Origin of the sequence: Vibrio sp. 10N.286.48.C11 (assembly GCF_041469805.1) — a bacterium.
Classification (GTDB): Bacteria; Pseudomonadota; Gammaproteobacteria; order Enterobacterales; family Vibrionaceae; genus Vibrio; species Vibrio crassostreae_C.
Window position 1 is genome coordinate 67503 of sequence record NZ_JBFRLK010000010.1, and the last position, 19592, is coordinate 87094.

Annotated in this window: 15 protein-coding genes; 6 read left to right on the forward strand and 9 right to left on the reverse strand. The window is 44.7% G+C overall.

What is annotated here, in order from left to right; translation table 11 throughout:
* Positions 1–87 precede the first annotated feature (87 nt).
* The 4 genes from rsmA to lptD are packed head-to-tail and all read right to left on the reverse strand — an operon-like array spanning position 88 to position 5566.
* Positions 88–903, reverse strand: coding sequence for a 16S rRNA (adenine(1518)-N(6)/adenine(1519)-N(6))-dimethyltransferase RsmA (gene rsmA / locus AB4209_RS03220; RefSeq protein WP_017062942.1), 816 nt, complete (start codon positions 901–903; stop codon positions 88–90).
* On the reverse strand, positions 900–1892 hold the full coding sequence (gene pdxA / locus AB4209_RS03225) for a 4-hydroxythreonine-4-phosphate dehydrogenase PdxA (RefSeq protein ID WP_372054827.1): 993 nt from the start codon (positions 1890–1892) through the stop codon (positions 900–902). Before pdxA ends, rsmA begins: the two co-directional genes overlap by 4 nt.
* Positions 1879–3177: a peptidylprolyl isomerase SurA gene (surA, locus tag AB4209_RS03230; RefSeq protein WP_136982213.1), complete on the reverse strand. Its 1299-nt coding sequence runs from the start codon at positions 3175–3177 to the stop codon at positions 1879–1881. The genes pdxA and surA overlap by 14 nt, the downstream gene beginning before the upstream one ends.
* A 43-nt stretch (positions 3178–3220) precedes the next feature.
* Positions 3221–5566: an LPS assembly protein LptD gene (gene lptD / locus AB4209_RS03235; protein WP_372054829.1), complete on the reverse strand. Its 2346-nt coding sequence runs from the start codon at positions 5564–5566 to the stop codon at positions 3221–3223.
* Positions 5567–5715: 149 nt separating this feature from the next.
* Here lptD and djlA point away from each other — a divergent pair, with 149 nt between their 5' ends.
* Together djlA and AB4209_RS03245 are read left to right on the forward strand one after the other, a co-directional pair.
* The gene (gene djlA, locus AB4209_RS03240) at positions 5716–6570 is read left to right on the forward strand and encodes a co-chaperone DjlA (protein WP_017061385.1); all 855 of its coding nucleotides are present in this window, start codon (positions 5716–5718) and stop codon (positions 6568–6570) included.
* 57 nt (positions 6571–6627) lie between these two features.
* A complete protein-coding gene (locus tag AB4209_RS03245) occupies positions 6628–7173 on the forward strand; it encodes a DUF924 family protein (RefSeq protein ID WP_017066942.1) in 546 nt (181 codons plus the stop codon).
* 95 nt (positions 7174–7268) lie between these two features.
* On the opposite strand, the gene AB4209_RS03250 is transcribed toward AB4209_RS03245, so the two are convergent.
* The 5 genes from AB4209_RS03250 to leuA all read right to left on the reverse strand — a co-directional run bounded on the left by AB4209_RS03250 (position 7269) and on the right by leuA (position 13091).
* On the reverse strand, positions 7269–8051 hold the full coding sequence (locus tag AB4209_RS03250) for a DUF547 domain-containing protein (RefSeq protein WP_372054831.1): 783 nt from the start codon (positions 8049–8051) through the stop codon (positions 7269–7271).
* Between the two features lie 156 nt (positions 8052–8207).
* Positions 8208–8810: a 3-isopropylmalate dehydratase small subunit gene (gene leuD, locus AB4209_RS03255; RefSeq protein ID WP_017062937.1), complete on the reverse strand. Its 603-nt coding sequence runs from the start codon at positions 8808–8810 to the stop codon at positions 8208–8210.
* Positions 8811–8824: 14 nt separating this feature from the next.
* The gene (gene leuC, locus AB4209_RS03260; RefSeq protein WP_017062936.1) at positions 8825–10237 is read right to left on the reverse strand and encodes a 3-isopropylmalate dehydratase large subunit; all 1413 of its coding nucleotides are present in this window, start codon (positions 10235–10237) and stop codon (positions 8825–8827) included.
* Positions 10238–10354: 117 nt separating this feature from the next.
* Positions 10355–11446: a 3-isopropylmalate dehydrogenase gene (gene leuB / locus AB4209_RS03265; protein WP_017061390.1), complete on the reverse strand. Its 1092-nt coding sequence runs from the start codon at positions 11444–11446 to the stop codon at positions 10355–10357.
* 97 nt (positions 11447–11543) lie between these two features.
* Entirely contained in the window at positions 11544–13091 is a 1548-nt protein-coding gene (leuA, locus tag AB4209_RS03270) for a 2-isopropylmalate synthase (protein ID WP_372054833.1), read from the reverse strand.
* Between the two features lie 568 nt (positions 13092–13659).
* Here leuA and AB4209_RS03275 point away from each other — a divergent pair.
* The 4 genes from AB4209_RS03275 (at position 13660) to AB4209_RS03290 (ending at position 19591) form a co-directional block, all read left to right on the forward strand.
* Positions 13660–14319: a TetR/AcrR family transcriptional regulator gene (locus AB4209_RS03275; RefSeq protein ID WP_136973941.1), complete on the forward strand. Its 660-nt coding sequence runs from the start codon at positions 13660–13662 to the stop codon at positions 14317–14319.
* On the forward strand, positions 14319–15656 hold the full coding sequence (locus tag AB4209_RS03280; RefSeq protein WP_050053092.1) for an efflux RND transporter periplasmic adaptor subunit: 1338 nt from the start codon (positions 14319–14321) through the stop codon (positions 15654–15656). Before AB4209_RS03275 ends, AB4209_RS03280 begins: the two co-directional genes overlap by 1 nt.
* On the forward strand, positions 15653–18760 hold the full coding sequence (locus AB4209_RS03285) for an efflux RND transporter permease subunit (protein WP_372054835.1): 3108 nt from the start codon (positions 15653–15655) through the stop codon (positions 18758–18760). The genes AB4209_RS03280 and AB4209_RS03285 overlap by 4 nt, the downstream gene beginning before the upstream one ends.
* A 306-nt stretch (positions 18761–19066) precedes the next feature.
* Entirely contained in the window at positions 19067–19591 is a 525-nt protein-coding gene (locus AB4209_RS03290) for a phosphatase PAP2 family protein (RefSeq protein WP_017062930.1), read from the forward strand.
* Position 19592 lies beyond the last annotated feature (1 nt).

Here is a 19592-nt window from a genome sequence, read left to right on the forward strand (position 1 = left end):
TTCGCACCTTTTGTTGTTGATATACTTAATGTAATTAAAGTATTACATAAAAAAGGCTCCTAACCGAAGTGTAGGAGCCTTTTTTATTTATTTGTCAGCGTTATGACTGTCGTACAACCAGTTTGCCATGTCGACAAACTGCTCGAGCGTTAAGTTCTCAGGACGCATGCTTGGGTTGATACCTAGCTCTTCAAGCACTTCCTTATCGATTAAGCTCTTGTAGCAGTTACGAACTGTTTTACGACGTTGGTTAAAGCCTTCACGACAGACGCGATCTAGCCATTTCAGATCTTTTGCCGGATAAGGCAGCACTTCGTATGGCTGTAGGCGCACGACTGCTGAGTCTACTTTCGGTGGCGGAACGAAGGCCGTTGGTGGAACTTCTAACACAGGCGTTACTTTACAGTAGTATTGAGCCATTACAGTAAGACGACCGTAAGCTTTACTGCCAGGGCCAGCAGCTAGACGGTTAACCACTTCTTTTTGAAGCATAAAGTGCATGTCTTGCACGTCTTTATGGAATTCAAAAAGGTGGAACATCAATGGTGTAGAGATGTTATATGGCAAGTTACCAAAGATGCGTAGCTTATTGTTTGGCTTAACCAGTTCTTGGAAATCGAACTTCATCGCATCGCCTTCACGGATCGTTAGCTTGTCCGCAAGATCTGGATGGTTACGAAGACGTTCTGCAAGGTCTCTATCCAATTCGATAACAGTAAATTTATCGACAAGCTTACCCACAGGCTCAGTAATTGCGCCTAGACCAGGACCGATCTCTACCAAGTTTTGACCTGGTAGTGGGTTAATACTCGATACGATGCCATCAATAATGTATGGATCGTTAAGGAAGTTTTGACCAAAACGTTTACGCGCTTTGTGCCCTAAGTGGACATCATTTCTCATTGCTTTTTCTCTACTAATTCAATGGCGTGCGTGAGCGCTGTTCTAAAGCTCCCTGTATCGGCTTGGCCTTTCCCTGCCAAGTCTAAGGCGGTACCGTGGTCGACTGATGTGCGAATAAACGGTAAGCCAAGCGTGATGTTCACTGAGCGACCAAACCCTTTGTATTTCAATACCGGGAGTACTTGGTCGTGATACATACCTAAAACAGCATCTGCATCTTGCAAATATTTTTCATTAAAGATGGTGTCTGCTGGCAATGGGCCAACTAAATTGATGCCATCTTTTTGGCGAATTTTTTCTAGCGTCGGGGTGATAGTTTCAATCTCTTCACGCCCTAAACAACCATCTTCACCAGCATGTGGATTCAAGCCACACACATAGATAGTTGGTTTCTCAATAGCAAATTTTTCAACCAAGTCTTTATTTAGAATAGCAATAATTTGCTCTAATCTGTCTTCGGTCACAGCTTGAGATACATAAGCTAGTGGGATGTGCGTTGTTACTAGCGCAACACGCAGCCCTTCAGTTGCCAACATCATCACCACCAGTGGTGTATTGGACTTCTCTGCAAAGAACTCGGTATGGCCGCTAAAAGCAACGCCAGCTCGGTTAATTACACCCTTGTGAACGGGGCCGGTGACAATAGCATCAAATTCATCATTCATACAGCCAATTGCTGCGGTTTCTAAAGTATTTAATACGTAATGAGCATTAGCCTCATTGAGTTGACCTGCAACTGCCGTTTTAGCAAGTGGAACGTGTTTCACTACCAGTGTGCCAGCGCGTTGCGGTTGCTTAGCTGCATTTGCATCGTAGTCCAGAAGATCGACTTCGATACCAAGAATTTTAGCTCGCTCGGATAGCAGTGTTTTATCAGCACAAACCACGAGTTGATGAGGCCAACTTTCTTGAGATAGAGCCAAAGTTAAATCTGGGCCTATCCCTGCTGGTTCACCTGCGGTTATGACAATACGTTTAGTTGTTGTCATCTTGGTCGTCCTCAACCATCTCAACAAAGGCACTTGCTCTTACTTCTTGTAGCCAAGCACCAGCTTCTTCGTTGAATTTACGGTTAAATAGAATTTGGTAAGCTTTGTTTTTCAAAGCTGAATCGGTACGGTCGACTTCGCGACGGTCTAGTACTTCAACAATGTGCCAACCGTGTACGGTTTTGAATGGCGCACTGATTTTGCCTTCTGGTAGCGTTTCTACTTGGTGTTTGAATTCTGGTACATACAAATCTGGTGTTTGGTAGCCTAGCTCACCATCTTGTACTGCCGAACCTGGATCTTGGCTGTATTGCTGTGCAAGGTCGCCAAAGCTCGCTTCACCTGCGTTTACGCGGCGCGTGATCTTTTCAAGTTGTTCTTTCGCGCCATCGTCACTCAAGATTACGGTTGGCTTAATCAAGATATGACGAGCATTCACTTCCGTTACTGCTACGGTTTCTAAGCCTTTCACATCTTCAATTTTTAGAATGTGGAAACCTACACCGCTACGGAAAGGACCGATGATGCTGCCTTTATTTTGCATTTTGATCTGGTCAGCAAAAATGGTTGGCATCTCTTCTTTACGCATCCAACCCCAATCACCACCTTGCAGCGCTTTAGGACCCTTAGAGTAAGTATATGCCATGGTGCTGAAATCTTTGCCTGAGTTCAGTTCTTCGACAAGTTCTTTAGCTTGGGCTTCTAGCTCTTCTTTGGTTTGGTCATCATTGAAGCGAAGTTGAATGTGTCCAATCTTGTATTGAACGGTTGCGTTAGTCTCTTGCGCTAAGATATCCGCTAGGTTATCGACCTCTGCAGGAAGGATGTTAATACGACGGCGAACTAGAGCATTGCGAGCCTCACTTGCCGCAATTTCTTTTCTTACTTGCTCTCGAAATGCATTGTAGCTAAGGCCTTCTTCAGCAACCGATGCGGTAAGTTGTTCTACCGTTTGGTTGTTGTCTTTAGCGATACCTTCAATTGCTTGATCAAGTCGAGCATCATCAATACGAACACCGATACGTTCTGCTTCTTGAGTTTGAATAGTATCGATGATCAGTTTTTCTAGTACTTGCTCATTGAGCACATCTTGCGATGGCAATGTTTGACCGCTTTTTTTAGCGTTTGCGCGCAGCGTCTTCATCGAAGCATCGATGTCGCTTTGTAAGATAACGCCTTCGTTAACGATAACTTTTACGCTGTCTAGCTCGACTGGCGCTGCAAAGCTTGTTGATAAAGTACAAGTCGCTGCGATAGCAATTAATGTGCGTTTCCACAATGTCATGTGTGATCCTTTAAATTTACTGATGTTTTATCAGTAAAGAAAATTAGTTGTTTAAGAAGAATGGGCGACCGTACTCTAAAGAGTTTCCTGAGCTATCGAAGCCCGAAACGTTTGACCCAGATCCAGCAGATGTACCGAAGCCTACAATACCAAAATTAACACTAAAGTTGTTTTCGTAAACAGGATCAGCATTTATGTCTGAGTAGCCATTACCAGTCCAGCTTCGGAGTTCGTTGCTGTAGGTAACTCCTACATACCAGCAGTCATCTTTATAGCGTAGGTTTGCTAACCACTCGATAGCGATGTTTTCATTCAGATCATGATAATACTGAGCGCTTGCATACCACTTCGGAGTAAATTGGTATCCGCTCACAATACCTGCCTGTGAAATGCCTTCACGTGTAATATCATCGATATTGTTGATTGATTCACCAACGTTAGCATCAATATACTCTTTAGTAACATAACGATAATTAGCCTGAACAAAACCGTTATTGTCGATACGATATTCAATCGTACTATTGGCTAATTGCATTTCTGCTGAGTCGATATCGTATTGAACGCCGCCATGGTAAAAAAGGTAGTCATCATAGTTAAAATCGACCTCAACAGCCCAGGATGAATAATTTGAGTTTTCTGATGAATCGTTGCTGCCAGATGATTGCTTTGTTTCTTTATCGATATAAAAAATTTGACCAAAAGAGATATTAAGTCGTTCTTTGTATTCGTCATCAAAGAAACGTGAGGATGCTCCATAACTGACTTGATTTGCTGCTGCTATATAGTCGACGCCGCTGTATTTACGACTTCTAAAAAGACCATAATAATCTGTTTGTAGAAGTGTAGTGTCATACAGGCCTATATCACTTTGGTCTTGTTCTGGAACATAAAGGTACTGAACTTGAGGTTCTAGAGTTTGTGTATAACCATTTAAGTAACTAGTGTCACGCTCAAGCACTAAACCTGCGTGAGTTCTAAACTCAGGAATAACCCTGCTAACGCTTTCTTCCAGCTCTAAATATTCTGCATCTACGCCATTTAAATCTTGGTTATAGTATGTTCCAAGTAGGCGAGCCTCGGTTGTCCATGTTCCCCAGGTTGTGCTTAGTGGTACTTTTAACCCTGGTTCTATGTGCAATCGTGTTGCTGTCGGTTTTCCTTTTGCATCTGTATCAAATTGAGAGACATGACTAATCATATCAACCTCTACAGAGTCCCATATAATAGGAGCGTAATAGTTAAACGTTAGCTGTGGCATTAAGCGATAAGCTTGGGTATTTCCATCGGTGAGTACTTGGAAGTCACGAACGGCGAGAGAAGCATCCCAATTCAATGCTCGATAACTTATTTGGCCAGACTGCATTAGTTGACCATCTTCACGATTACCTATGTTCGAATCCACGTCTGAAAAATAATTAACATCACTAACCTTTGAATAGTCGATGTCAAACTTCCATGCTTGTTGATAGATCCCTTCAAAGTTGAACTGCCCGCCCCAACGACTGCCTTGTTCTGGATATTTATCATCACTTTCTAGGAACTCGAACTTTAAGTTACTTTCACCAAAATCACTTAAATGACGGAACTCATTGTTTAGTTGTGTTCCACGCTCGGCCATATATTTAGTTGTGAAAAGTAGATCGTAGTTTGGTGCTATATTCCAATAGAAAGGTATTTCGGTTTCGAAACCGTCACTTGAACCGTACGAAATCGTAGGGTACAAAAAGCCAGTTTTACGCTTATCTCCTACTGGAACAGTGAGATATGGCATGTAGAAAACAGGAACATCTAGAATCTCAAAACGTGGGTTGTAGAATGTGGCTTGTTCTTCATCTTGGTCTAGCTCGATACTAGAAGCTTTTAGCCTCCATGACTTATCACCCAGTGGGCAAGAAGTGATAGATCCATCTTCCATGGTATAAACCGCTTTACCAGTGCGGGATATATATTGGGCATCTCCTCGGCCTGGTTCACAAAGAAACTGGTATTGGGTGTTCTCTAGTTCGATTTGATCGGTATTTAGATTATTGGTCGCTCTGTCTGAGATAGATTTGATTTGACCATCACTAAAGTTTACGTTGCCTTCAGCTACAACGATATTTTCTTGTTGGTGCAGGGTTACGTTATCTGCAAGGATGGTCTTGTTCCCTTGCGTAACGACTACGTCACCTGAGTATATTGCCTTGTCACCATTGATAGCTTCTAAGCGATCTGACTCAACATGAGCGGGTAGCTGTGTCTCGTTTTCTGCAGCGGGCTCGATCAAGCATTGATCTATAGAGGGCATTTCCTGCACACTACTATCGGTGATTGTTTTAGCTTGAGTTGTCGACACGTATAACGCCGTACTTATAGACGCGGCTAACAAGGTGCGGGAAAAAGATTGCATGAAGTTGAACTATCCTGTGTCACTAGATGAAGGGTTGATCTAGTATCAATCCAATTAATAAAGCATTTTCCTTATGATAAAGGAAATAATAGCATTCAGCATCATCAGACAGCATTACTCAGATAAAATTCATAGATAGAGAACACATAATGCAAATATTTGGCAAAATTTTGGGCGCGTTTTTTGGCTTTTTATTTGGAGGGCCACTCGGTTTAGTTTTTGGTCTGTTTTTAGGACACCAATTCGATAAAGCTCGCGGATTGAACCAATCAGGCTTCAATAGCTCTGGTTTTGGTCGAGGTCCAAGCCAAGCAGAAAGACAGAACGAGTTTTTTAAATCCGCTTTTGCGGTTATGGGGCACGTTGCTAAAGCGAAAGGGCAGGTAACGCCAGAAGAGATTCAACTCGCTTCTACCATGATGGAGCGTATGAACCTGCATGGCGAACAGCGTAAAGCAGCGCAAGATGCATTCCGTGACGGCAAAGAGAGCGACTTCCCTCTGAACGACGTACTTGAGCGAGTTAAAATCTCATCGGGTGGTCGTTTTGATCTTCTGCAGTTCTTTCTAGAGCTTCAGGTATCTGCCGCATTTGCGGATGGAAGTTTGCACCCGAGTGAACGTCAAGTTCTGCATAAAATAGCGCAAGGGCTTGGGTTTTCGGCAGCACAACTAGAACGCCGCTTGCAGATGCAAGAAGCTGCGTTCCGTTTCCAACAGCAAGGTGGAAGCTTTGGTGGCCATCAGGGTCATGGGCAATCATCAGGTTGGCAACAGGCTTCGCAACAGAACCAACTTGGCGACGCATATAAGGTTCTTGGTGTGAGTGAAAGTGCTGACGGTAAAGAGGTGAAGAAAGCCTACCGCAAGCTGATGAATGAACATCACCCAGATAAACTGATGGCGAAGGGCTTACCGCCTGAGATGATGAATGTTGCGAAAGAGAAATCGCAAGAAATTCAGAATGCTTATGACCTGATAAAGAAAGTAAAAGGTTTTAAGTAATTGAACACTAAACCGAGTAATAACAAAGTTACTCGGTTTTTTATTAAAGGGAATTATATGACGGTAACGTATCAGGATGTTCTAGAGTTTTGGTTCGATGAGTTGACGCCTAAAGATTGGTTTACTGGCGGCGCCGAGATTGACACTTTGATAGAGTCTCGATTTTCTGAATTGCATAAAGCAGCCATTCAAGGCGAGCTATTTGAGTGGCGCCAAACTGCGCAAGGACGATTGGCTGAGATTATCGTACTTGATCAGTTTTCTCGAAATATTGGTAGAAAAAGTCCGACAGCATTTTCTGCTGATCCGATGGCGTTGGCTCTAGCCCAAGAGGCGGTAGCGGGTGGTTTTGATCACCAGCTTAACGAGCAACAGAAAAGCTTCCTGTATATGCCTTATATGCACAGTGAATCTTTGTTAGTCCATGAACAAGCCGTGGAACTCTTTTCTCAAACGGGATTAGAGCATAATCTGGACTTTGAGTTTAAGCACAAGGTTATCATTGAGCGATTTGGTCGCTATCCGCACCGTAATGAGGTGTTAGGGCGAGCTTCGACTCCCGAAGAGATTGAGTTCTTGCAGCAACCGAGCTCAAGCTTTTAATTGTAGAAATACGGTCAAAGAATTGAGAAGAGGCTAGAGGTTAATAAAAACCTCTAGCCTCTTTTTTACTTTAGTGATCAACTTTAGCCTTAGAGCTAGTTTGCTTGGTTGAGCGACCAATCGTATTCATAACTGATGTTTTGAGTATTGGTTACTGCTTCAATTCGATATTGTTCTAAGTGCTGAATAAGCTGTTTCTTCGTACCAAAATCCACAGCAAACCATTCGTAAATCGATGATAGTTGAAGCTTATTGTTTGTAACCATCACGCCTTTGTCACTGCTTACAAACTCAGTTGCAGCTTGCTCTAGCAAGGCTTCAGTATTTTTAGAGGTAAAAGCGTCAGGTTGTAAGTTAGGGCAACCTAGGCTGGCACAGTTCACTGCATAATGCGTGCGAGGATCTTGCCAAATTGGTCTTAGGATTCGGTGTTCAATTTCATTGAGTGTCAGTGATTTCCCATTAACGACTACCACATCATCTCCCCACGGACCGAAACTAAATAGTCCGCCAAGTTTAGTTATGGATTTGATCGGGTAGGCATCAAGAATCAAATCGACAGTCACGGCGTTATATAGATTAACCCAGTAGGCATACTGCTCCGCTTTTGAATAGTTGAGCGGATTCACCTGTTCGAGTTGCTTGATGTATTGCTTAAGTTTGGTCTTATCGGCAGTGTTCACCGCTTTATAGCTAACTAACGTATTTTGCCCCTGTTTAACCAAGTAGCTATCGAGGAATTGCTGCCAATCTTGATGAGATACCTGTTCTAGGTTGGTTTCGTCGCTTTGCTTCCAGTATGGCCAAAGATCGGATTTAGGCGCAGACCAAGCTAAGGTTGAGAAAAGTAGGCTGACAATAAAAAGTAGTTGTTTCATGGCATTCTCCTGATGACTGACTACTAAGACCTTAAGGCTTACCATTTTCTTTCATTGCTCTTCATTTAAATAAACATATGAAGTTAAGTTAAAAGCTTAGCCAAATAAAAAAGGTTGGCACTTGGCCAACCTTTAGATTTATTCAGAAACGTCTCATTATTTTAGGAAGCTAGGAATCTTAGCTTCAAACTCTGAGATCTTATCGGCATGTTGAAGTGTAAGGCCGATATTATCTAAACCATTCAGTAAGCAGTGACGACGGAACTCATCAATTTCAAACGAGTACTCTTTGCCGTTCGCGCTGACTTTCATTGCTTCTAGATCAACCGTAATTTCTGCACCTTCATTCGCTTCAACGAATTGGAATAGCTCATCCACTTCTTGCTCAGTCAATCGAACTGGCACCATTTGGTTGTTGATCGAGTTACCGTAGAAAATGTCGGCAAAGCTTGGTGCGATCATTACTTGGATACCGTAATCGGCAAGCGCCCACGGTGCGTGTTCACGAGATGAACCACAACCGAAGTTTTCACGAGCTAAAAGAATTGAAGCGCCTTGGTAGCGAGCTTCATTCATTACAAAATCAGGGTTTGGCTGTTGGCCTGCATCGTCTAGGAAGCGCCAATCGTGGAACAAGTGCTTACCAAAACCGATGCGGTTTACTTTCTGTAGAAACTGCTTTGGAATGATCGCATCAGTATCGATGTTGGCCGTATCTAGAGGAACGACTAATCCGGTGTGTTGTTGAAAACCTGACATGTTAAATCCTCTAATTAAAGTTCACGAATATCGACAAAGTGACCAGCGATAGCCGCTGCGGCTGCCATTGCTGGGCTAACTAGGTGCGTACGACCATCACGGCCTTGGCGACCTTCAAAGTTACGGTTTGATGTAGAAGCACAGCGCTCTTGTGGACCTAGACGGTCGTTGTTCATCGCAAGACACATAGAGCAACCCGGTAAACGCCATTCAAAGCCTGCTTCGATGAAGATCTTATCTAGGCCTTCAGCCTCAGCTTGTGCTTTAACTTGCTCTGAACCCGGAACGATAAGCGCTTGAACATGTTTCGCTACTTGACGGCCTTTCGCTACCGCTGCTGCTGCACGCATGTCTTCGATACGAGAGTTAGTACAAGAACCCACGAACACTTTATCTACGTTGTAATCAGATAGAGATTTACCGGCTTCAAGACCCATGTAAGCCAGCGCTTTTTCAGCTGATGCTTTTTCTACAGGGTCTGCGAAGCTTTCTGGTGCAGGGATTGGTGTGTCTACTGAGATAACCTGACCTGGGTTGGTACCCCAAGTGACTTGTGGTTTGATGTCTGCCGCTTCTAATGTAACAACTGCATCGAATTCTGCATCAGCATCGGTTTTTAACGTATCCCAGTATTCGATTGCTGCTTCTAGGTCTTCGCCTTCTGGAGAGAACTTGCGACCTTTGATGTACTCGTATGTCGTTGCATCTGGAGCGATTAAGCCTGCTTTAGCGCCAAGCTCGATTGCCATGTTACATACTGTCATACGACCTTCCATCGTAAGGTCGGTAATTGCCTCACCACAGAATTCAACTACGTAGCCAGTACCGCCAGCAGCCGTTGTTTTACCGATGATCGCTAGCACGATGTCTTTTGCAGTGATGCCAGGAGTAACCTTGCCTTTTACTTCGATCTTCATGGTTTTAGCGCGAGCTTGTTTTAGCGTTTGCGTAGCTAGAACGTGTTCCACTTCTGAAGTACCGATACCAAATGCTAGTGAACCAAATGCACCGTGTGTAGCCGTGTGCGAGTCACCACATACGATGGTCATGCCCGGTAGCGTAATACCTAGCTCAGGACCCATTACGTGCACAATACCTTGGTATTTGTGGTTTAGATCGTAAAGCGTGACACCAAACTCTTCACAGTTCTTCGATAGCGTTTCCATTTGGATACGAGCCATCTCACCAGAAGCGTTGATGTCTTTAGTTTGTGTCGATACGTTGTGATCCATGGTCGCGAAAGTCTTGCCAACTTGGCGAACTTTGCGGCCTTTCTCACGTAGGCCATCAAAGGCTTGAGGTGACGTTACTTCGTGAACTAAGTGACGATCGATATAAAGAATTGGTGTTTCGCCCTTCGCTGCAACCGCAACGTGAGCGTCATAAACTTTTTCGTATAAGGTTTTTGCGTGCTGGTTTGTCGACATAGCTTTTCTTCCTTGGGAGCATCAGTCCCAGTGTTTGTTTCGAGCCAAGTCATGCGGTTTACGCTGACTTGGCTTGATATTATTCTTATGTACTTGCTTCTAATCGGAGCCTTTAGCTTATGAAGCTAAGATGTACTCAGCGATCTTGTCACCCATTTCAGAGGTAGTCAGCGCTTGGTTTTTGCCAGCAAGGTCTGCCGTTAGCTCGCCTGCAGAAAGTGCTTTAGAAACCGCTGCTTCGATGTCTTGTGCTGCCGCTTCTTCGCCTAGGCTGTAACGAAGCATTAGGGCTGCAGAAAGGATTTGCGCGACTGGGTTTGCGATGTTCTTACCTGCGATATCTGGTGCGCTGCCACCTGCTGGTTCGTATAGGCCGAAGTTGCTTTCATTTAAACTTGCAGAAGGAAGCATACCCATAGAGCCAGTGATCATTGCGCACTCATCAGAGATGATGTCACCAAAGATGTTTGAACATAGCATTACGTCAAACTGAGATGGGTCTTTGATTAGCTGCATGGTCGCGTTGTCGATGTACATGTGGTTTAGCGTTACATCTGGGTAATCTTTTGCGATCTCTTCAACGACTTCACGCCATAGGATAGAGCTCTGTAGAACGTTCGCTTTATCGATTGAGTAAACGTTTTTGTTACGTAGGCGTGCCGATTCAAACGCAATCTTTGCAATACGTTCGATTTCGTAGCGGTGGTAAACCTCTGTATCAAAAGCTTTTTCAGTTGCGCCTTCGCCTTCACGGCCTTTAGGTTGGCCGAAGTAGATACCGCCTGTTAGCTCACGGACTACCACGATGTCGAAACCGTTACCTGAGATGTCAGCACGTAAAGGAGAGAAAGACTCTAGACCTTTATGGATTTGAGCTGGACGTAGGTTACAGAACAGTTGGAAGTGTTTACGGAGAGGAAGTAGGGCACCACGCTCTGGTTGATCGTTTGGTGGAAGGTGTTCCCACTTAGGGCCGCCAACCGAGCCAAATAGTACTGCGTCAGATTCTTCACAGCCTGTTACTGTCGCTTCTGGAAGTGGACAGCCGTGGTTATCAATTGCGATACCACCAACATCATACTCTTCACGAGAAAAGCTAATCGCATGCTTCTTTTCGATCGCGTCTAGCACCTTATGTGCTTGCTGCATTACTTCTGGGCCAATGCCATCACCAGGTAGTACGGCAATTTTGTATGATTTATCAGTCATGTTAATCCTTTAATTCTTGTTACTGAGCTATTTGGCTCGTTTTAAATTTTGTCCCTAAAGCCAATAACATCGGCTCTAGGGCTCTGTTATTGGGTATTTAAACTGTGGCGATTTTTTGCTGCTTCATTTCTGCAATGGTGTCTGCACGTTGAATGCTGTTGATAACGTGTAATAGCGCCTGACCAGAAGCTTCAACGATATCCGTTGAAACGCCTGTGCCGTGGTACTTACGACCTTTATAGTTAGCAATAATGTCAGCTTGGCCTAAACCGTCTTCACCTTCGCCTTTCGCGGTTAGGTCGAACTTATCTAGTACGATTTCGTAGCCAGTTAAGCGGTAGATACACTGGTATAGCGCGTCAACAGGACCGTTACCGACAGCCGCTTCGCATTTCTCTTCATCACCACATTGCAGCTTGATGCTGGTGGTAGACATAACACTACCAGATTGTACGCTTAGGTAGTTAAGTTTATAGAAGTCATCTTCGTCACGTAGATTTGCGAAGTGCATTAGTGCTTCTAGGTCGTAATCGAATACTTGGCCTTTACGGTCAGCCAGTTTCAAAAAGTCTTCGTACAATGAATCTAGGTTGTACTCATTGTCTTTGTAGCCCATTGCGTCCATGTGGCTCTTAACGGCTGCACGACCACTGCGACTTGTTAGGTTCAATGCCTTGTTTTTCAAGCCAATAGACTCAGGAGTCATGATCTCGTAAGTGTTCTTGTTCTTGAGCATGCCATCTTGGTGAATACCTGAAGAGTGGCTGAACGCGTTTGCACCGACGATAGCTTTGTTGTCTTGAATTGGCATATGGCAAAGCTGGCTAACCAATTTACTGGTACGGTGAATCTCTTTGTGGTCCAAACCGGTATGAACACCTAATAGCTCTTGACGAGTTTTGATGATCATTGCGATTTCTTCTAAAGAACAGTTACCCGCACGCTCACCAATACCATTGATTGTGCCTTCAATTTGTCGAGCACCTGCTTGAACGGCAGCAATTGAGTTAGCAACCGACATGCCTAAGTCATCGTGACAGTGAACAGAGATGATCGCTTGGTCGATGTTGGGTACGCGATCAAATAGCGTTTGGATAATGCCACCAAACTCATTCGGTACTGTGTAGCCTACGGTGTCTGGAATGTTGATGGTTTTTGCGCCCGCGTTAATCGCGGCTTCAACCATACGACATAGGTTGTCGATAGGTGTACGACCGGCATCTTCACAAGAGAACTCAACATCGTCAGTGTAGTTGCGCGCATGCTTTACCGCTTTCACTGCCATCTCGACAACATCGTCGTAGCTGCGGCGTAATTTATCTTGCACGTGAACCGTCGATGTAGAAATGAAGGTATGAATACGGAATTGCTCAGCCACTTTTAGCGCTTCTGCAGCGGCATCGATATCTTTTGCAACTGCACGAGAAAGCGCACAGATACGGCTATCTTTAATATTTTTTGCGATGGTTTGTACTGATTCGAAATCGCCTGGCGATGACACAGGGAAACCCGCTTCAATAACATCTACACCCAGTCGTTCAAGTGCATAAGCGATCTGTAATTTCTCTTTTACCGTAAGGCTTGCTGCCAACGCTTGCTCGCCGTCACGTAAAGTCGTATCAAAAATTATCACTTGATCGTTCATGGGTGCTTCCTTATATCGATATTGTATCGATTGCTATCCAAATTATTATTGAGAATGATGTTCTTTTAAAAGTGCCAGTTACAAAAAAACCCGCTCAGCGCGGGTTTTAATATTTGTGTAGTTCTTGACCCACAACTTACCCGCGCGATTGGTTCACGATAAGGAGAAGTTTCAGCAGTCGAGAAGAAGAAAAAATCATTACACAAATATCCGTAAATAAACTGTTAACACCATATTTACCGCAATTTATTCTGAGCGTCAAACAAGAAAATCCAATATCAGCGTGCATTGGCGACGTTTTGGTTTGGTTTGTGCTGTTTTGTGTTGTGTTATTGGCTAAATCATCTGATTGGTGGTTTTGTATTGGGGGGTTAGTTTATCGTTTGGCTTATGTGTAGGTTAAAACTTTGTAGTAAATCTTTTTGATGGAACGATTCACCAAAAAAATCACAAGCGTGACCAAATTAATTAATCACTTGATTAAATAGTGAGTAATTAATCTTCTACTGTTACACCTGTTTATCTCTATAATTAATCAGATGATTAATTATAGAGATGGATTTTTGCCATGACGGCACGAAAAGCGGGGCGACCTCAAAAAAACTTAGATGTTCGACAGTTATTGATTGAGCATGCTCGTGATCTGTTTGTCGTTCAAGCATACGACAAGGTCTCGACGCGCCTGATTGCTGAGCGTGCGGGTGTGAATATAGCGATGATCCGCTATTACTTTGGTAGTAAGGCCGGGCTGTTTGAAGCGATGCTGCGTGAAACGCTACGACCGATGCAATTGCAGATGCAGAGGTTGGTTGAAGAAAGCAGTCATGAGAACTTTCTTGATTTAATGAGGACTTACTACAAAGAGATGGTCAAGGTGCCGAAGTTTCCTCGCTTGATAGCCCAAGTGATGAATATGCCTCCCTCTGAAGTGCAAAGAGAGTTGCTCGAAAAGGTTTTCCTCGATGTTGCAAAGCCAGCCCAAGATGTCATTTTTGAAAAGCTGGTTGAACAAGGCATCTTAAAACAGAACATGGATCCAAAATTGTGCCGTGTTTCGTATGTAAGCTTGATGGTGTTTCCTTTCATCGCTCCGCCGCCTTTATTGGCAATCCATGGGATTGAAATTAATGAAGAATTTCTTAATCGTTTAATCGAACACAACATTCAACTGATGACTGAAGGCTTTATCAACGCGCCGAGCCCTTCTTCCGTGCAGGACCAAAGATAATGAAAATAAATAAAAAACTACTCTTCTTTCCAGCACTTGCGGTTGGTGTGATTGGCCTTGTCGCCGCGATTAACTTGAAGCCGGATCTTCCAACCAAACCTGCGGGTGATAGGGCTCGCTTAGTTGATACTGTGAGCCTAGAACAACAACTGATAGCGCCGTTAGCGGTCGGCTTTGGCAAAGTGGTGCCTAAAGTTGAATGGAAAGCGATTGCTGAGGTGACAGGACAGATCGTGTATCGACATCCAGATCTTGAAAAAGGCCAGGTGATCCCTGCAGGAACGGTCGTGCTCAAGGTTGATCCATTGGATTACGAATTGAAACTGATACAAGCAGAGGCGGATCTAAAATCAAGCCAAACCTCATTAGCGAAATTGAATCAAGAAGAAGACAACCTTAATCAGACTCTTAAGATCGAAAAGAATCGTTTGGTGATCAGCAATAAAGAGCTACAACGTAAACAGGATCTGCGTAAGAAAGGGCTCACCTCTCAATCGGATGTCGACCTGCAACAACAAAGCGCATTGTCTCAGCAGAAGTTGGTATTAGATATCGCGAACCAAATCGCGTTGATGCCAGATGAAAAGCGTGTTGCGGAAGCGGTGATTAAGGTCAACGTGTCTAAGGTAAAAGAGGCGCAGCGCTCTCTCGATAAGACCACGATCACTTTGCCAAGAGCGATGCGAATTGCTCAGGTTGATATCGAACAAAATCAAGTGGTTAACCTTCAGCAGGAGATGTTTATTGCTCACGGGATTAATGTCATGGAAGTAGAGGCGCAACTTTCTATTCACGATATGCAAACTTTAGCCTCCAGCTTTAACCAATTTCCTCGCGATGCTGCAGGAATCCCTAATCCTTATGAAGCGCCAATCAAAGCAAGCATTCAACTTAACAGCGGCAACCTGAACCTCAGTTGGCCAGCGAAGGTGGCAAGAATCAGCGAAACAGTTGATGAAAACCAAGCGACGGCGGGGATTATTCTCGAGATCGCTCAAGATTACTCACAATTGCAACCAGACAGCGCGACGCCTTTGGTTAACGGTATGTTTGTCAAAGCTGAGATTGAGGGTGTCGCCAATCTAAGTTGGGTGGTTCCAGAGCGAGCACTGCATGGTGATAAGGTTTACCTGATGGATGACAACCAGCGTTTGCAAGTGGTCAATGTTGAAGTGCTTTATCGCAGAGACAATCAAGTGGTTGTGAGTGGAGAGCTACAAACTGGAGATAAACTGGTTCTCAATGATGTCCTGCCAGCAATAGAAGGCATGTTACTGAGAGAGTCCAACTCTGAAGAGGCTGAGCTTGAATCAGATACTCAGGAGAGTGCGTCATGATCAAGTTTTTCTCTCGGCACCCAACAGCAGCAAACTTGTTGATGCTTGGGTTGTTGATCTTGGGTCTAAGCTCACTATCAACCATCAAACGTGAAACCTTCCCCGCTTACGATCCGCCTTACATTATGGCTGCGATTGTCTATCCCGGCGCCTCTCCACAAGAAGTGGAAGAGAGCTTGTGTGTACGAATGGAAGATGCAGTAGACGGCTTAGCCAACATTGAAGAAACTCAGTGTGAGGCGATCGAAGGCAGCGCCCGTTTAATTCTAAAGTTAAATGAAAAAGCGGACATCGGCCGAATGCTGGTGGATGTGCAAACCCAGATCAACTCGATCAATGATTTCCCAACTGAGATTGAATCGCCTGTTGTTCAAGAGCTAGATTGGAATGAACCGGTTGTCGATATCGCTATAACAGCCGAAACGTCGTGGCCAGAACTTAAGGCCTACGCGGAAGATCTTAAGCGCACCATGAAGCTTGATTACGATGTCTCTTTGGTCGAGGTTAGCGGCTTCTCGGATCATCAATATCGAGTGGAACTGGATACCCAAGCTATTCGTCAGTTGGGTTTGAGTGTCGGTGATATCGCGGATCAAATTGGTCGACAGAATGTAAAACTGCCGAGTGGTAACGTTGAAACACCAGACAAAAACTTTCTGATTCGTTTCGACGAGAGACGAGTTACGCCTGTTGAGCTGGAAAGCATCGTGGTTGGATCTGCGCCTAATGGCTCGGTGATTCGTTTGAGAGACATAGCCAAAATAACCGACCGCTTTGAGCTTGATGAGCAAAAGGTGCTATTTGATGGCAAGCCTTCAGCGCTGCTTAAGATCAGTAAGAACAAAGAAGACGATGCGCTGCGAATCAAAGAGAACGTAACACGATTCGTTGAAGATAAAAGCGCGATTGCTCCTGATGGCGTGACACTACAAATGACCAACGATCTCTCGTCTGTGCTTTGGGATCGTCTAACCATGATGGTGAGCAATGGCTGGCAAGGTATTGTGCTGGTGTTCGCCACCATGTGGCTGTTCTTCAGCTTACGTTATTCATTTTGGGTGGCGGCAGGGTTGCCAGTGGCCTTCCTTGGTGGCTTGTTCTTAATGGCGAACTTAGGTTTGTCGATTAACATTATGTCGCTGGTCGGACTGTTGATGGCGATTGGTATCATGATGGATGACGCCATCGTGATCGCCGAATCGATAGCCTCCCACTTAGATAGGGGACAAAGCGTCGATGATGCGGTGTACAACGGCGTTAAGAAAGTGCTTCCCGGAGTACTGTCTTCTTTCTTAACCACGGTGTGTATTTTCGGTAGCTTACTGTTTCTTGATGGCGAGATGGGCGCGGTGCTTAAGGCCGTTCCTCAAGTATTGATTTTGGTGCTGTCGTTGAGCTTGATTGAAGCCTTCCTGATTCTACCTAATCACTTATCTCATTCATTACATAAAGAAAAAAATGATAAGCCAGCGTTGCGCTTTAAAGTGGTGTTGCTTGAGAAGTTTGAGAACTTCCGTAATACCACTTTGATGAACATGGTTGAGAAAGTCGTGACCTTCCGCTACGCCTTTATGGGCGGAGTGATTACGCTGTTGTTGCTTTCAGTCGCCTTGATTGCTGGTGGTGTTGTTAAGTTTCAACCTTTCCCAGAGCTGGATGGTGATATTGCCGAGGCGCGTATTATTCTTCCGCCGGGCGCATCACTGTCTCAAACCGAGAAAGTGGTCGACAAAATTGTCGCGTCTGCTGAGCGTTTGAACAAGCAATGGAGCGAAGAGGTTGAAGAAGGCAATACACTGGTCGAGCACATAACTAGCCAATTCAATGCTAACGCCGATGCCAATGAATCCGGCCCGCACTTAGCCACAGTGCGCTTAGATTTACGCGGAGCAGAGAGTCGTAATACGGTTATCGATGATTTCATTGATGCGTGGCGAGAGGATATTGGCGATTTAGCGGATCCTATTTCATTGGTGTTCAAGCAACCGACTATGGGGCCGGGCGGTCGTGCTATTGAAATCCGCGCCAAACACGATGACCTGAGCGCATTGAAATCCGCTTCTTTGGATATTCAGGAGTACCTTAATCAGTTCGATGGGGTGCACGGCGTGCTTGATGATATGCGCATGGGTAAAGAAGAGATTTTGGTTAAGCTGCGCCCTGGAGCCGAAACCTACAATGTGAATGGGCAGATGATTGCGTCTCAGTTACGAGCGGCTTTCTTTGGGCAAACGGCGGATGAGATTCAAATCGGCGTTGAAAATATCTCGATTGAAGTGCGTCTTGATAAGGAGCAAGCGGGCGACATACAGCAGCTAGCTAACTTCCCAATCATTACCGCAGATGGCAGTCAGATCCCGCTAGCAACGTTGGCGACATTAGATTTCCAGCGTAACTACGTGCGAATTCAGCGTATTGATGGGCTGAGAACCATCAGTATTTTTGGTGATATTGATAATAAGAAAGCGAGTTCATCCGCGATTTTGGCTCAGTTCCAAAAAGATGAAGCCGCCAAACTTATTCAGAAGTACCCGGGTTTACGCTTTGATTTCGAAGGGGAGGCCAAGGATGCAGCCAAGACTGGCGCTTCGATGGGCAAAGGATTCTTGCTCGGCTTATTCGGCGTGTTTGCGATTCTTAGCTATCAGTTCAGAAGCTATTTAGAGCCTGTGGTCGTGATGTTAGCGATTCCACTCGCTTTTATTGGGGTGGTCGTTGGTCACTGGATACTTGGCCATTCTTTGAGTATGCCAAGCATGATGGGCTTTGTGTCGCTTGCCGGAATTGTGGTTAATGATTCCATCTTGTTGGTGCAGTACATTCGTCACCATGTCGATGAGGGAGATAGCGTGCATGACTCGGTGGTGAAAGCCAGTCGCGAGCGTTTCCGAGCGGTATTCTTGACCTCAATGACGACTGCGGCAGGTTTGCTACCGCTGTTGACGGAAACCAGCTTACAGGCTCAGGTTATCCAGCCACTGGTTATTTCGATCGTATTCGGCATATTTGCCTCGACCTTATTAGTATTGTTTATGATCCCAGCGGCCTACGCGATATTGGCGGATTTCGGTTTGGTGAAAAAGCATGAGCCATTAGCGCTATAACTTTTAGTGCTATAACCTTTAGCGCTATTATCATTAGTGAGCACTATTATCATTAGCGAACGCTATAGCCATTAACACGATAGAAGTAGCGTTTGCTTGCTTATATAAAGAAGTAAAAACGTAGAAGAATAAAGCGGCCTTGGGTCGCTTTATTTTTATCGGCAGTTTCTAGGCCCCATCAGCTTGCTTAGCGAAAGCGGTCAATTCGCCTCAAAATTCATTTTAGTTCATTCAAAACGTCACTTAACTGTCATTTGTTGGGCATAACTTGAGCCTTAACTGAATAAGGATTGTTAAGGAGATCGTATGCGTACTATCGAACCTATTGTCCGCTGGGATGTGGCATTTTCTGTTTTCTGTTTAAACAACCGCTATGGCGGGCAACATGCAACGCTCAGTAAAGCGGTGTCTCATACTGGAGATGGACACCTTTATGTTTTGATTGCCTTGATTGCACTGCTGGTCGATAGCAACACCGGTCGAGACTTTCTTTTGGTGGGCTTAACCGCCTTCGCAATCGAACTGCCTATTTACTGGTTTGCTAAAAATACCCTCAAGCGCCGTCGACCAGCTGAATTCTCTTCACTACTTCACTCTCATATTGTGCCATCCGATAAATACAGTCTGCCTTCAGGGCATTCCGCTGCTGCTTTTGTTATGGCGACCCTAATCGGGCATTTCTATCCGAGCTTGTACCTCTTTAGCTTGGTGTGGGCAACTGCGATTGCAGGCTCTCGAATCCTGCTCGGTGTGCACTTTTTAACGGACGTACTGATTGGCGCAGCCTTGGGCATCGCTTGTACCAGCCTCGCTATCAGCTTCATCCTGTAAT

Excerpts from the sequence above, each read along its gene's own strand:
- rsmA (WP_017062942.1), bottom strand. The coding sequence starts at position 903 with ATGAGAAATGATGTCCACTTAGGGCACAAAGCGCGTAAACGTTTTGGT.
- pdxA (WP_372054827.1), bottom strand. The coding sequence starts at position 1,892 with ATGACAACAACTAAACGTATTGTCATAACCGCAGGTGAACCAGCAGGG.
- surA (WP_136982213.1), bottom strand. The coding sequence starts at position 3,177 with ATGACATTGTGGAAACGCACATTAATTGCTATCGCAGCGACTTGTACT.
- lptD (WP_372054829.1), bottom strand. The coding sequence starts at position 5,566 with ATGCAATCTTTTTCCCGCACCTTGTTAGCCGCGTCTATAAGTACGGCG.
- djlA (WP_017061385.1), top strand. The coding sequence starts at position 5,716 with ATGCAAATATTTGGCAAAATTTTGGGCGCGTTTTTTGGCTTTTTATTT.
- AB4209_RS03245 (WP_017066942.1), top strand. The coding sequence starts at position 6,628 with ATGACGGTAACGTATCAGGATGTTCTAGAGTTTTGGTTCGATGAGTTG.
- AB4209_RS03250 (WP_372054831.1), bottom strand. The coding sequence starts at position 8,051 with ATGAAACAACTACTTTTTATTGTCAGCCTACTTTTCTCAACCTTAGCT.
- leuD (WP_017062937.1), bottom strand. The coding sequence starts at position 8,810 with ATGTCAGGTTTTCAACAACACACCGGATTAGTCGTTCCTCTAGATACG.
- leuC (WP_017062936.1), bottom strand. The coding sequence starts at position 10,237 with ATGTCGACAAACCAGCACGCAAAAACCTTATACGAAAAAGTTTATGAC.
- leuB (WP_017061390.1), bottom strand. The coding sequence starts at position 11,446 with ATGACTGATAAATCATACAAAATTGCCGTACTACCTGGTGATGGCATT.
- leuA (WP_372054833.1), bottom strand. The coding sequence starts at position 13,091 with ATGAACGATCAAGTGATAATTTTTGATACGACTTTACGTGACGGCGAG.
- AB4209_RS03275 (WP_136973941.1), top strand. The coding sequence starts at position 13,660 with ATGACGGCACGAAAAGCGGGGCGACCTCAAAAAAACTTAGATGTTCGA.
- AB4209_RS03280 (WP_050053092.1), top strand. The coding sequence starts at position 14,319 with ATGAAAATAAATAAAAAACTACTCTTCTTTCCAGCACTTGCGGTTGGT.
- AB4209_RS03285 (WP_372054835.1), top strand. The coding sequence starts at position 15,653 with ATGATCAAGTTTTTCTCTCGGCACCCAACAGCAGCAAACTTGTTGATG.
- AB4209_RS03290 (WP_017062930.1), top strand. The coding sequence starts at position 19,067 with ATGCGTACTATCGAACCTATTGTCCGCTGGGATGTGGCATTTTCTGTT.